The 12,487-nt window shown below is 43.3% G+C and carries 11 protein-coding genes; all 11 read left to right on the top strand.

Annotation, left to right across the window (positions count from 1 at the left end; translation table 11 throughout):
- Positions 1–373: 373 nt before the first annotated feature.
- The 11 genes from glyQ to QZ158_RS02345 all read left to right on the top strand — a co-directional run bounded on the left by glyQ (position 374) and on the right by QZ158_RS02345 (position 12,467).
- Positions 374–1,291, top strand: coding sequence for a glycine--tRNA ligase subunit alpha (gene glyQ / locus QZ158_RS02395; protein WP_293874262.1), 918 nt, complete (start codon positions 374–376; stop codon positions 1,289–1,291).
- Between the two features lie 208 nt (positions 1,292–1,499).
- Positions 1,500–3,536, top strand: a complete 2,037-nt coding sequence (glyS, locus tag QZ158_RS02390; protein WP_293874259.1) for a glycine--tRNA ligase subunit beta — start codon at positions 1,500–1,502, stop codon at positions 3,534–3,536.
- A gap of 33 nt (positions 3,537–3,569) precedes the next feature.
- A complete protein-coding gene (locus QZ158_RS02385; protein WP_023920274.1) occupies positions 3,570–3,827 on the top strand; it encodes a DUF896 family protein in 258 nt (85 codons plus the stop codon).
- A gap of 395 nt (positions 3,828–4,222) precedes the next feature.
- The gene (gene rsmH / locus QZ158_RS02380) at positions 4,223–5,173 is read left to right on the top strand and encodes a 16S rRNA (cytosine(1402)-N(4))-methyltransferase RsmH (RefSeq protein ID WP_293874254.1); all 951 of its coding nucleotides are present in this window, start codon (positions 4,223–4,225) and stop codon (positions 5,171–5,173) included.
- Positions 5,174–5,185: 12 nt separating this feature from the next.
- Complete coding sequence (ftsL, locus tag QZ158_RS02375) at positions 5,186–5,521, top strand: cell division protein FtsL (protein WP_006596866.1); 336 nt, start codon at positions 5,186–5,188, stop codon at positions 5,519–5,521.
- On the top strand, positions 5,514–7,799 hold the full coding sequence (pbp2X, locus tag QZ158_RS02370; RefSeq protein ID WP_293874251.1) for a penicillin-binding protein PBP2X: 2,286 nt from the start codon (positions 5,514–5,516) through the stop codon (positions 7,797–7,799). The genes ftsL and pbp2X overlap by 8 nt, the downstream gene beginning before the upstream one ends.
- Position 7,800: 1 nt before the next feature.
- Positions 7,801–8,802, top strand: coding sequence for a phospho-N-acetylmuramoyl-pentapeptide-transferase (mraY, locus tag QZ158_RS02365; protein WP_293874248.1), 1,002 nt, complete (start codon positions 7,801–7,803; stop codon positions 8,800–8,802).
- A gap of 127 nt (positions 8,803–8,929) precedes the next feature.
- Positions 8,930–10,273: a DEAD/DEAH box helicase gene (locus QZ158_RS02360; protein WP_293874245.1), complete on the top strand. Its 1,344-nt coding sequence runs from the start codon at positions 8,930–8,932 to the stop codon at positions 10,271–10,273.
- A gap of 220 nt (positions 10,274–10,493) precedes the next feature.
- Positions 10,494–11,300, top strand: coding sequence for an amino acid ABC transporter permease (locus QZ158_RS02355; protein WP_293874242.1), 807 nt, complete (start codon positions 10,494–10,496; stop codon positions 11,298–11,300).
- On the top strand, positions 11,297–12,040 hold the full coding sequence (locus tag QZ158_RS02350) for an amino acid ABC transporter ATP-binding protein (RefSeq protein WP_061564784.1): 744 nt from the start codon (positions 11,297–11,299) through the stop codon (positions 12,038–12,040). The genes QZ158_RS02355 and QZ158_RS02350 overlap by 4 nt, the downstream gene beginning before the upstream one ends.
- Positions 12,041–12,239: 199 nt before the next feature.
- A complete protein-coding gene (locus QZ158_RS02345; RefSeq protein WP_293874237.1) occupies positions 12,240–12,467 on the top strand; it encodes a DUF4059 family protein in 228 nt (75 codons plus the stop codon).
- Positions 12,468–12,487 lie beyond the last annotated feature (20 nt).

The raw sequence follows: 12,487 nt of genomic DNA, 5'->3' as shown, positions 1-12,487 counted from the left end.
TGGGATAGTGAAAGCCAAGCAGAACAAGATAAGCAAGTGGCGCTTTCTCTCAGTAAATAGCTGAGTACAGTAGAATAAAATGAAGTAATAAATTAGGGTGGAACCGCGTTTTTGACGCCCCTAGGTCACTTGACTTAGGAGCAAAGACGCGGTTTTTTTGTATCCAAAGTCGCAAGAATTTATAAAAAGGAGAAGAAGATGTCTAAAAAACTAACCTTCCACTGCGTTAGTGGCGGAGACCTCCTTACAGTCGGACTGCCTCACGCTCAGCACTAGGGTGCCTGAGCTAGACGCAGTACTAACTCGTCTTGCCTCGTATAATCGACGAGGCAGTCTCGTGTCGCAAGAAATCATTTAAATCAAGGAGTATTTAATGTCTAAGAAATTAACATTTCAAGAAATTATTTTGACTTTGCAACAATACTGGAATGACCAGGGTTGTATGCTGATGCAGGCTTATGATAACGAAAAGGGTGCGGGAACCATGAGTCCTTACACCTTCCTTCGTGCCATTGGTCCTGAGCCATGGAATGCGGCTTATGTAGAGCCATCTCGTCGTCCAGCAGATGGTCGTTACGGGGAAAACCCCAACCGTCTTTACCAACACCACCAATTCCAAGTGGTCATGAAACCATCACCATCAAACATCCAGGAGCTTTACCTTGAGTCATTGGAAAAATTGGGGATCAATCCATTGGAACACGATATCCGCTTCGTTGAAGATAACTGGGAAAACCCATCAACTGGTTCAGCTGGTCTTGGTTGGGAAGTTTGGCTTGACGGTATGGAAATCACTCAGTTCACCTACTTCCAACAAGTCGGTGGTTTGGCAACTGCTCCTGTTACCGCTGAGGTCACTTATGGGTTGGAGCGTTTAGCTTCTTATATCCAAGAAGTAGATTCTGTTTACGATATTGAGTGGGCTCCAGGGGTAAAATACGGAGAAATCTTCCTTCAACCAGAATACGAGCACTCAAAATACAGCTTTGAAGTTTCTGACCAAGATATGCTTCTTGAAAACTTCGAAAAATTTGAAAAAGAAGCAGGACGTGCTTTGGAATTGGGCCTTGTTCACCCAGCCTATGACTATGTTTTGAAATGCTCACACACCTTCAACTTGCTAGATGCACGTGGTGCTGTTTCTGTTACAGAACGCGCTGGCTACATTGCCCGCATCCGTAACTTGGCCCGTGTTGTAGCCAAAACTTTCGTCGCAGAACGTAAAAAACTTGGTTACCCACTTCTCGACGAAGCCACACGCGCAAAACTCCTAGCAGAAGAGGAAGAATAAAGAGAGCGTATTAGATGGGATTGACTGATAGAGCAATCCTACAGAACCAGTTGCCGCAGTGATAAAGGTATCGTTAGAGAAACTAACGATACCAGGCAAAATTGGAGACTTTAGGCTCCAATTTTAGCAATGAAACGACGAAGTCGGTTGCTTGCGTGCCAATCACATAAGGCAAACTGGAAAAAAAGATATTTTTCGGAGAAAAAACATGACAAAAAACTTATTAGTAGAACTAGGACTTGAAGAGTTGCCAGCCTACGTTGTCACACCAAGTGAAAAACAACTCGGTGAAAAAATGGCAGCCTTCTTGGATGACAACCGTCTTTCATACGAAAGCATTCAAACCTTCTCAACGCCACGCCGTTTGGCTGTCCGTGTCATTGGTTTGGCGGATCAACAAACGGATTTGACTGAAGATTTTAAAGGACCTTCTAAGAAAATCGCCTTGGATGCAAATGGAAACTTCTCAAAAGCGGCCCAAGGATTCGTCCGTGGAAAGGGCTTGACCGTTGACGATATCGAATTCCGTGAAGTCAAAGGGGAAGAGTACGTTTATGTTACGAAACACGAAGCTGGAAAACCTGCCAAAGAAGTCTTGGCTGGCCTTCCAGAAGTACTTGCTTCATTGACCTTCCCAGTCAGCATGCACTGGGCTAACAACAGCTTTGAATACATCCGTCCAGTCCATACCTTGACAGTGCTTTTGGGTGATGAAGCGCTTGACCTTGATTTCTTGGATATCCAATCAGGTCGTGTCAGTCGTGGACACCGTTTCCTTGGACATGAAGTGGAAATTACCAATGCGGATTCTTATGAAGAAGACCTTCGCACGGTTTACGTGATTGCGGATAGCAAAGAACGTGAAAACATGATTCGTGAGCAAATCAAGGCTATCGAGGCTGTAGAAGGAGTAAAAGTCCAAATCGAAGAAGGACTTCTAAATGAAGTCTTGAACTTGGTGGAATACCCAACGGCCTTTATGGGAAGCTTTGACACCAAATATTTGGACGTTCCAGAAGAAGTCTTGGTGACCTCAATGGAAACACACCAACGTTACTTTGTTGTACGTGACCTGGATGGTCAGCTCAAACCAAACTTCATCTCCGTCCGTAATGGAAACGCTGAACACTTGGAAAATGTTGTTCGAGGAAATGAAAAAGTATTGGTGGCACGTCTTGAAGATGGTGAATTCTTCTGGCGTGAAGACCAAAAACTTAAGATTGAAGACCTGGTTGCTAAATTGGCACACGTGACCTTCCATGAAAAAATTGGTTCTCTTTCAGAACACATGGCGCGTGCTGGTGTCATTGCAGCGTCACTAGCTGAGCAAGCTGGTTTGACAACTGAAGAAACGGCAGCCGTCGCTCGTGCAGCTGAAATCTACAAATTTGACCTCTTGACGGGTATGGTCGGAGAGTTCGATGAATTGCAAGGAATCATGGGTGAAAAATACGCCCTCCTAGCTGGTGAAGATGCTGCGGTTGCGACAGCTATCCGTGAGCACTACCTTCCTGATTCAGCAGACGGAGCTCTTCCAGAGACTAAGGTTGGTGCTATCCTTGCGCTTGCAGATAAATTGGATACCCTCCTTTCCTTCTTCTCAGTAGGCTTGATTCCATCAGGTTCCAATGACCCTTATGCGCTTCGTCGTGCAACACAAGGGATTGTTCGTATCTTGGATGCTTTTGGTTGGCATATCCCTATGGATGAGTTGATTGATAGCCTTTACGGACTTTCATTTGATAGCCTTTCCTATGACAATCAAGCAGAAGTGCTCAACTTCATCAAGGCGCGTGTGGACAAGATGATGGGACGCACACCAAAAGATATCAAAGAAGCTGTTCTTGCTAGTTCAAACTTTGTCGTGGCTGATATGCTGGAAGCAGCTGAAGCTCTTTCAGAAGCTGCGAAGACCGATGGTTACAAGGCGGCTGTTGAGTCCCTCTCTCGTGCCTTCAACTTGGCAGAAAAAGCAGATGCTTCAGTAGCAGTCGATGCTAGTCTCTTTGAAAATGATCAAGAAAAAGCCCTTGCCAAAGCGATTGAAGAGCTTGAATTGACTGGTTCAGCTAGTGACAAATTGGCTCAACTCTTTGCTCTTAGCCCAATCATCGATGATTTCTTTGACAATACCATGGTAATGGCAGAAGATGAGGCTGTTAAAAACAACCGTCTGGCCCTTCTTGCAGGCCTTGTAGCGAAAGCTAATAATGTTGCAGCCTTCAACCAATTGAACACAAAATAAGTACCTGATGACAGGTAGAAAGTAGGTCTTATTATGACACCTGAAAAAATCGCTCGAATCAATGAGCTTGCTAAAAAGAAAAAAACAGAAGGTTTGACGCCAGAAGAAGAAGTGGAACAAGCAAAACTTCGTGAAGAATACATTGAAGGCTATCGTCGCTCAGTTCGTCACCATATTGAAGGAATTAAAGTGGTTGACGAAGAAGGCAATGACGTGACACCAGAAAAATTGCGCCAAGTCCAACGGGAGAAAGGTTTGCACGGCCGTAGTTTGGATGACCCTAATTCATAAATAGACAATAGAAAACTCGATCAGAAGTTGAACTGATCGAGTTTTCTTGTTCTATATGGGTCACTCTGAATCCTTATCTCTATTTTTGTAGTTTTTCCATTGATTTTTAAAAATCCAAATGGAGACGGCAAGAACGAAGGTTGCTGTCCAAAAAATCCAAGGGACAGGGGTACGTAGGAAAAAGTAGACTGCAATTAGATCGGCCACTAGCAGGCCAAGGAGGAGGTATTTCTTATCTTTCATGGAATTATTGTATCACAAAATGCTTCTCTCGGTCTATTGGTTGATAGGATGAGCTTTTGAAGAATGGGAATTTTTAATCCGAAAATGATGAGCAGATAGAGAAGAGAATCTCAAGTGCATCCTGGTCAGATTTGTGGTAAAATAGATAGGATATGAGTAAAGAATTTCATCATGTAACGGTCTTGCTCCATGAAACGATTGATATGCTGGATGTAAAGCCAGATGGAATCTATGTGGATGCCACTCTAGGTGGAGCCGGCCATAGCGAATATTTATTAAGTCAATTAAGTGAAAAAGGGCATTTATATGCTTTTGACCAGGATCAGCATGCGATTGATAATGCGGAGAAACGATTAGCTCCTTATGTTGAAAAGGGCATGGTAACCTTCATCAAAGACAATTTCCGGAATCTTCAAGCACGTCTCCAAGAAATGGGAGTCAATGAGATTGATGGAATCTGTTATGATTTAGGAGTTTCTAGTCCCCAGTTAGATGAGCGGTCTCGCGGTTTTTCTTATAAAAAAGATGCTCCCTTGGACATGCGGATGAATCAAGAAGCCTCTTTGACGGCTTATGACGTGGTCAACAACTATGATTACCACGATCTAGTCCGAATCTTTTTCAAGTATGGGGAAGATAAGTTTTCCAAGCAAATTGCTAGAAAGATCGAACAAGCGCGTGCGGTAAAACCGATTGAAACGACGACAGAATTGGCTGAAATCATCAAATCGGCAAAACCGGCTAAGGAACTAAAGAAAAAGGGGCATCCAGCCAAACAAATTTTTCAGGCGATTCGAATTGAAGTCAACGATGAATTGGGAGCGGCGGATGAATCAATCCAGCAGGCCATGGACTTGTTGGCCATCGATGGTCGTATTTCAGTCATTACCTTTCATTCGTTAGAGGATCGTTTGACCAAGCAATTGTTTAAAGAAGCTTCTACAGTAGAAGTACCGAAGGGCTTGCCTTTCATCCCAGAGGACTTAAAACCAAAAATGGAATTAGTCTCTCGAAAACCGATTCTTCCAAGCCAAGAAGAGTTAGAGAAGAACAACCGAGCTCATTCTGCAAAATTGCGGGTTGCTCGAAAAATTCATAAGTAAGAGGAAATAAACATGGCAGATCAACCATTACGATCTCGGGGCAGTCAATTGCAAGATCGTATTCGTCGCTTTACCAGAGTAGAAAAAGCTTTTTATGGCTCGATTGTCCTAACAGGGATTATTCTCGCTGTCAGTATTATTTTTATGCAGACGCGGATTCTACAAGTACAAAGTGATTTGACAAACCTCAATACGGAACTAAAAACAAAAGAGACTGAACTAGAAGATATCCGACAAGAAGTCAATGAGTTGACTCGATATGAACGCTTGTCTAAGTTAGCTAGTTCTCAGGGGATGACCCTCCAAAAAGAAAATCGAAAAGTGGTGAGTTCAAGTAGCGATGAGTAAATTAAAAAAGAAAATCATTCGTTATTCCCTTAAAAAAAGGAAACTTCCAGACCAAAATCGTCGGCAAGTAGCTAAGAATTTAAGTTTGCTTTCCATTCTTGTTTTCTTCATATTTCTCATTAATTTTGCAGTTATTATAGGCACAGATAGCAAATTCGGAAAAAATTTATCTGAGTTATCCCATCAAGTCCATCAGAAAACAGAGATTGTTCCAGCCAAACGAGGAACAATTTATGACCGAAATGGAGCTGTTATTGCTGAGGATGCGACGACTTATAATGTTTATGCGATTATCGACAAAACCTATAAATCGGCAAAAGGTGAAGTATTATACGTTGAAGAAAGTCAATACAACCAAGTAGCGGACGTTTTTAATCGTTATTTGGGCATGGAAAAAGACTATGTCGTCCAACAACTGTCTCAGAAGAAGCTCAACCAGGTTTCTTTTGGTGCAGCGGGGAACGATATCAGCTATAGCAATATGGATGCTATCCGGAGTGAACTAGAAGCTGCCAACATTAAAGGTGTTGATTTTACGACGAGTCCAAACCGGAGTTATAAAAATGGGACCTTTGCCTCTCAATTTATCGGTCAAGCTCAATTGATAGAAGATAAAGAAGGCAATAAAACCCTACAGGGAACAACAGGAATCGAAAAGTCTTTGGATCGTATCCTAGGTGGTCAGGATGGCGTTGTGACCTATGAAAAGGATCGCAACGGAAATATTGTGCCGGGATCCGATAAGGTTGCCGTGAAGACCGAAGATGGAAAGGATGTCTACACAACCCTTTCTGCAGAACTTCAAACCTATCTCGAAACCCGAATGGATGTTTTCCAAGAAAAGGTAAAAGGTAAATATGTCAGTGCGACACTGGTCAGTGCCAAAACGGGGGAAATCCTTGCAACGACGCAACGTCCAACCTATAATGCAGATACCAAAGAAGGCTTGGATATTAAGAATCTGAGAACCTGGAACACGATTCTTTACCAGGATCAATACGAACCAGGTTCGACTATGAAGGTCATGACCTTGGCAGCGGCGATTGATCATGGGACTTTCCCAGCCTATAACGAGGTATATTACAATAACGAGTTGCAAGTGAAAGATGCAACCATCAAAGACTGGGAAATCAATATGGGCTTGTCAGAAGGTCGCTATATGAATATTGCCCAAGGTTTTGCCTATTCAAGTAACATTGGGATGACCAAGCTTGAACAGAAGATGGGCAATAATGTCTGGATGAATTACCTCACACTCTTTAAGTTCGGACTTCCTACACGTTTTGGAATGGGAGACGAAAGTTTTGGAGGTCTACCAGGTGATAACTATGTCACTCAAGCCATGTCTTCTTTCGGTCAAGGGATTTCGGTGACCCAAACGCAGATGTTGCGTGCATTTTCTGCCATTGCAAATGATGGGGAAATGTTGGAGCCTAAATTTATCAGTGCGATCTACGACGGCAAGCATGAATCCGCTCGTAAATCACGAAGAGAGATTGTCGGCAATCCAGTATCCGCTTCGGCTGCCCAACAGACCCGTAATTACATGATCACAGTAGGGACTGATCCTCAATTTGGTACCCTCTATTCATCGGATGGTCCCATTATCCAAGTAGCTGGACAAAATGTTGCTGTTAAATCAGGGACAGCCCAAATTGCAACGGCTAATGGCTACCTGGAAGGCGAAAATGACAATATCAACTCAATCGTTGTCATGACACCTGCTGAAGACCCAGATTTCATTATGTATGTGACGGTTCAACAGCCTGAAGTCAGCTTTAGTCCAAAGAGCTGGCAAGAACTGGTCAATCCAGTCTTGGAAGATGCGGTTGCGTTGAAGGATGAGTTGAATTTGGTAACGGAAACCAAAGCCTTGGATGGGGTCACGAAAGAGGACACCTATAAGATGCCGTCGGCAGAATCCTTGTCGAAAGAATTGAACTTGAAGCAGACCATCAGCCCAGGTGGCTTCGCAGATGAACTGCGTCGCAATCTGATCCAGCCTGTCGTCCTAGGAACTGGAAAGAATATTAAAAAGATGTCTGTATCAGCAGGAACGAAATTAAAAGCAAATGAGCAAGTGTTATTATTAACAGATGACTTGGACTCAGTTCCGGATATGTATGGCTGGACCAAGGAAAATGTTGATAAATTTGCGGAATGGACGGGCATTGAGATCACCTATAAAGGGGACGGTTCTCGTGTGAGCAAACAAAACGTCAAAGTAGAAACTGCTTTAAAGAAGACGAAGAAAATAACAATTACATTAGGAGATTGATATGTTACTTGCTACCCTAGTAGTATCCTTTATACTGACGGTTATTGGCATTCCAGCCTTTATCCGTTTCTATCAACGGGCCCATATTTCGGGGCAACAAATGCACGAAGATGTGAAGCAACACAAAGCCAAAGCAGGCACTCCAACTATGGGGGGAGTGGTTTTCTTGATCACTTCAGTCTTTGTCACCCTTGTCTTTAGCTTCCTAACTGGGAACTTTACGCGCCCTGTTCAATTGATCCTCTTTATTTTGGTCTTGTATGGAATCGTCGGTTTCTTGGATGACTTCTTGAAGGTCTTTCGTAAGATCAATGAAGGGCTAAATCCCAAGCAAAAATTAGCTCTACAATTGGTGGGAGGAATCATTTTCTATCTCTTTTCTGAACGCCATGGAGCTGGTAGTCTTCTCAATGTCTTTGGTTGGAATGTCTATTTGGGACATTTCTATATTATCTTTGCCTTGTTCTGGTTGGTTGGTTTTTCAAATGCAGTCAACTTAACGGACGGGATTGATGGCTTGGCAAGCATTTCGGTAACCATCAGCTTGATCGCTTATTCCATTATAGCTATTTGGCAAAGACGAATCGATATCCTTTTTGTGACCATCAGTATGATTGGAGCTCTATTAGGTTTCTTCGTCTACAACCACAAGCCGGCCAAGATTTTCATGGGAGATGTTGGAAGCCTAGCCCTAGGTGGGATGCTTGCGACTCTATCCATGGCTCTCCACGTAGAGTGGACCTTGCTCTTGATTGGGATTGTCTATGTCTTTGAGACTAGCTCTGTCATGCTCCAAGTGTCCTATTTCAAATGGACCAAGAAACGGACAGGGGAAGGACGGCGTATCTTCCGCATGACGCCTTTCCATCACCATTTGGAATTGGGTGGTCTGTCTGGTAATGGACTTAAATGGTCTGAGTGGAAGGTTGATGCCTTTCTCTGGAGTGTTGGTGCAGGAATGAGCGCCTTGACTCTCTTGATCTACTATTTGACCAATTCATAAGTCATGAATCATAAAAGGTTGGGATCGCTATCTCAGCCTTTTTCGCTAGCTAGGAATTGCTGTCCAAAAGAAGAGCGGGAAGAGGAGTTTTCTGATATAATAGTAGAGATGATGAAAGGATAAGAGAATGAAATTTACAGATTTTAAGTTTAAGGACTATATCCAAGAGGCCTTAAAAGAGATTAATTTTATCGAAGCAACAGAAGTTCAAGAAAAGCTGATTCCGATTGTTTTAGCAGGCCGTGATCTGGTCGGTGAATCTAAAACAGGATCAGGGAAGACCCATACTTTCCTCTTGCCAATTTTTCAAACCTTAAATGAGGATAGTAGCCATGTCGAAGTGGTCATTACAGCGCCTAGTCGGGAATTGGCCACACAAATTTACCAAGCGGCTCGTCAGATTGCTAGCTACTGTGAAAAAGTAATTCGGATTGCCAACTACGTTGGGGGAACTGATAAGGCTCGTCAAATCGATAAGCTCCAAGTAGCCCAGCCCCATATTGTCATTGGGACACCTGGACGGATCTATGATTTGGTCGCTTCTGGAGACTTGGCTATTCATAAGGCTCACACCTTTGTGGTTGATGAGGCGGATATGACTCTCGATATGGGCTTTTTGACGACGGTAGACAAGATTGCGTCCATTCTTCCCAAACAACTCCAATTCTTAGTCTTCTCAGCAACGATTCCGCAAAAGTTACAACCCTTCTTGAAGAAATATTTGTCTAACCCTGTCATGGAGCAGATCAAAACCAAAACGGTGATCTCGGACACCATTGATAACTGGTTGGTATCGACAAAAGGGCGCGATAAGAATGAGCAAATCTATCAATTGACGCAGGCTCTTCAACCTTATCTGGCAATGATTTTTGTGAATACCAAGGACAGAGCGGACGATTTGCATGCTTTTCTAGTAGAGAAGGGGCTCAAGGTCGCTAAAATCCATGGGGGGGTTCCTCCACGGGAGCGCAAGCGAATCATGAACCAAGTCAAAAACCTCGATTTTGAATATATCGTGGCGACGGACTTGGCAGCGCGTGGGATTGATATTGAAGGGGTCAGTCATGTCATCAACGATGCTATCCCACAAGACTTATCCTTCTTTGTCCACCGCGTTGGTCGGACTGGTCGGAATGGTCTTCCTGGTACAGCCATTACCCTCTATCAACCGAGTGATGACTCAGACATTCGGGAGCTTGAAAAATTGGGCATCCAGTTTGTCCCTAAGGTCTTGAAGGCTGGAGTTATCGAAGATACCTATGACCGGGATCGCCGGGCTAATCGTGAAAAACGCCAAGAAAAACTCGACATTGAGATGATCGGCTTGGTCAAGAAGAAAAAGAAAAAAATCAAGCCAGGCTACAAGAAAAAAATCAAATGGGCTGTGGACGAGAAACGTCGGAAAGCCAAGCGAGCTGAGAATCGTGCTCGCGGTCGGGCAGAAAGAAAGGCGAAACGCCAAACCTTTTAGTGATAAAGAAAATTAAAGATTTCCATAAAAATTAACTATTTGGTCGCTGATTTATTTTGTGATAGACTATCTGTAGGTAGTCTATTTTTTTGCTCTTAGGGGAGATGCTTGCTTGTTATCACATCAGACCTCATGATTTACGAACGATCAGTAGCAAAACTCAGCATTTTAACTGTAAATATGATAGAATGATTCATTATCGAGGGAGGAAGTAACGAAGATGTTTACAACTATTTATCTGGCATCTGGCTGGTATGAAGAGTTTTTAAAATGGATACCAGAAGGAGAAATCTTTAACCTACGCGTCGTTTTTGAAGCTATTCCAGGAATTTTAAAAGAGCTTCCAAATACGATTTTGTTAACCTTGGCAGGAGCCTTTTTTGGTTTATTGCTAGCCCTATTATTTGCCATTGTCAAAATCAATCGGGTAAAAATCCTCTACCCGATCCAAGCCTTGTTTGTGAGTTTTTTAAGAGGGACACCAATTTTGGTCCAGTTGATGCTGACCTATTATGGAATCCCGCTCCTATTGAAGGCCATTAACCAACAATATGGGACAGCCTTTAATATCAACGATGTGCCAGCCCATTTATTTGTCATTGTGGCCTTTGCCTTCAATGAGGCAGCCTATGCCAGTGAGACCATTCGGGCAGCGATTTTATCTGTTGATGCGGGTGAAATCGAAGCAGCGAAGAGTCTAGGGATGACCAATGCCCAAGTTTATCGTCGAATTATTATTCCAAATGCAGCAGTGGTTGCGACTCCGACCTTGATCAACTCTTTGATTGGTTTGACCAAGGGGACTTCTCTGGCCTTTTATGCTGGAGTTTTGGAAATCTTTGCCCAAGCCAAGATTATGTCGGGGAATGACAGCCGCTACTTTGAGCGCTTTATCTCTGTTTCATTGATCTACTGGGCCATTAATATTTTGATTGAACAATTGGGACGCTGGATCGAACAGGTACTCGCTATCAAAGATCCAAAAGTTGTTACCCAAACCTTGCAAGAGGAGGAACGAGCAGCATGATTCGGATTTCACAATTATCAAAATCTTTTTCCGGTCAAGTGGTCCTAGACCATCTCGATTTGGAAGTTCAAAAAGGGGAAGTTGTTGCCTTGATTGGTTCTTCTGGAGCTGGGAAATCAACCTTCTTGAGAAGCTTGAACTATTTGGAAGCACCAGATAGTGGCAGCATTGAGATCAATGGGGAAAAGGTAGACTTTGAAACCATCAGCAAGGACGAGATCCTGACCCTTCGAAGAAAGCTAGCTATGGTCTTTCAACAGTTTAATCTTTTCAGTCGCAAGACTGCTTTGGACAATGTCAAGGAAGGACTGATCGTCGTCAAAGGCTTATCCGACCAGGAGGCGACCAAGATTGCCAAAGAAGAACTCGCAAAAGTCGGTCTGTCGGACCGCGAAACCCATTACCCTCGTCATTTGTCCGGAGGGCAGAAACAGCGGGTAGCCTTGGCGCGTGCCCTAGCCATGAAGCCGGAAGTCCTCTTGTTGGATGAGCCAACTTCAGCCCTCGATCCGGAATTGGTCGGAGAGGTAGAAAAAGCCATCGCAGCAGCAGCTCAGGCAGGTCAAACCATGATTCTAGTCAGTCATGATATGAGCTTTGTTTCCCAGGTGGCAGACAAGGTCTTGTTCCTCGACAAGGGGAAAATTATTGAATCTGGGACACCAGAAGAAATCATGAAAGCTCCTAAAGAAGAGCGGACAAAAGAATTCTTTGCTAGTTACAAACGAACATTTGTTTGATATAATATATAAGAGATCGAGTCTGGAACGCGATGTTTCAGACTCGGATTTTTCTTTGAGTAGGTGCCTCAGGAGAAGAGGATTATATGTAGTTCATTTTTCCGCGAAGATAGAAGTTTCAAGTTGATCAACGGTTAACGAAAGGCAACGAATCGGCACCTCATCCCCTCATTCCAATTTTGGATACAAAGGAGATCTTATGTTAAACCAATTGCTATCTCTCTATATCGAGAGCCTAATCATCACTTCAATTGGGGTGTTGGTTGCTTCAGCTATTTGGATAAGCTTGCGAGTGGCTCGTAAGACGGATAAAACAGCTAAGAAACGCCAATTACACCTCTATGATATTTTATTAATTGATATTATGACAATTCCAGTCCTCACTTTTGCAGTCATTGGAGTTCTATTTATTCTTCGAGCAAGATAATTGCAAAATGGATCAATTGG

Source organism: Streptococcus sp. A12 (genome assembly GCF_905372335.1).
Lineage (GTDB): Bacteria > Bacillota > Bacilli > Lactobacillales > Streptococcaceae > Streptococcus.
Note: the sequence above shows the minus strand (reverse complement) of the source record. Positions and strands in the feature narration are given on the sequence as shown.

Bases quoted from the DNA above. Each gene is read 5' to 3' on its own strand.
- QZ158_RS02345 (WP_293874237.1), top strand. From the start codon at position 12,240: ATGTTAAACCAATTGCTATCTCTCTATATCGAGAGCCTAATCATCACT.
- QZ158_RS02350 (WP_061564784.1), top strand. From the start codon at position 11,297: ATGATTCGGATTTCACAATTATCAAAATCTTTTTCCGGTCAAGTGGTC.
- ftsL (WP_006596866.1), top strand. From the start codon at position 5,186: ATGGCAGATCAACCATTACGATCTCGGGGCAGTCAATTGCAAGATCGT.
- glyQ (WP_293874262.1), top strand. From the start codon at position 374: ATGTCTAAGAAATTAACATTTCAAGAAATTATTTTGACTTTGCAACAA.
- pbp2X (WP_293874251.1), top strand. From the start codon at position 5,514: ATGAGTAAATTAAAAAAGAAAATCATTCGTTATTCCCTTAAAAAAAGG.
- QZ158_RS02360 (WP_293874245.1), top strand. From the start codon at position 8,930: ATGAAATTTACAGATTTTAAGTTTAAGGACTATATCCAAGAGGCCTTA.
- rsmH (WP_293874254.1), top strand. From the start codon at position 4,223: ATGAGTAAAGAATTTCATCATGTAACGGTCTTGCTCCATGAAACGATT.
- mraY (WP_293874248.1), top strand. From the start codon at position 7,801: ATGTTACTTGCTACCCTAGTAGTATCCTTTATACTGACGGTTATTGGC.
- QZ158_RS02385 (WP_023920274.1), top strand. From the start codon at position 3,570: ATGACACCTGAAAAAATCGCTCGAATCAATGAGCTTGCTAAAAAGAAA.
- glyS (WP_293874259.1), top strand. From the start codon at position 1,500: ATGACAAAAAACTTATTAGTAGAACTAGGACTTGAAGAGTTGCCAGCC.
- QZ158_RS02355 (WP_293874242.1), top strand. From the start codon at position 10,494: ATGTTTACAACTATTTATCTGGCATCTGGCTGGTATGAAGAGTTTTTA.